This window comes from Bacillus sp. SIMBA_074 (assembly GCF_046534555.1).
GTDB classification, from domain to species: Bacteria; Bacillota; Bacilli; order Bacillales; family Bacillaceae_G; genus Bacillus_A; species Bacillus_A mycoides.
In genome coordinates this window covers 1-247 of the sequence record NZ_JAWRYM010001014.1, presented here as the reverse complement: position 1 = coordinate 247, position 247 = coordinate 1, and the positions used below count along the sequence as shown (strand labels likewise).

At 28.3% G+C, this 247-nt stretch carries 1 pseudogene; it reads left to right on the top strand.

The window, feature by feature from the left end:
- Nucleotides 1-247, top strand: a pseudogene (locus SB773_RS33830) (MFS transporter); the annotation flags it as partial.

The window sequence follows — 247 nt, the reverse complement described above, 5'->3', positions numbered from 1 at the left end:
ATTGGTTCCTGTAATAAATATGCTTGGAGGGTTTTTAGGAGGATTATTAGCACCACTACTCATAGATCGATACAAGTTAAAAAAGATTTTATTTAATTCTCAATTAGTTAAAACTTGTATCTTACTTGTGCTAACCCTGTACGTATCATTATTATTATCTAAAGATTCGATTGAAACGGTTTATATAATTATTTTCTTTATCACTTTTTTAGATAGTTTCGCTAATCCAGCAAGTAGTGCATTAATA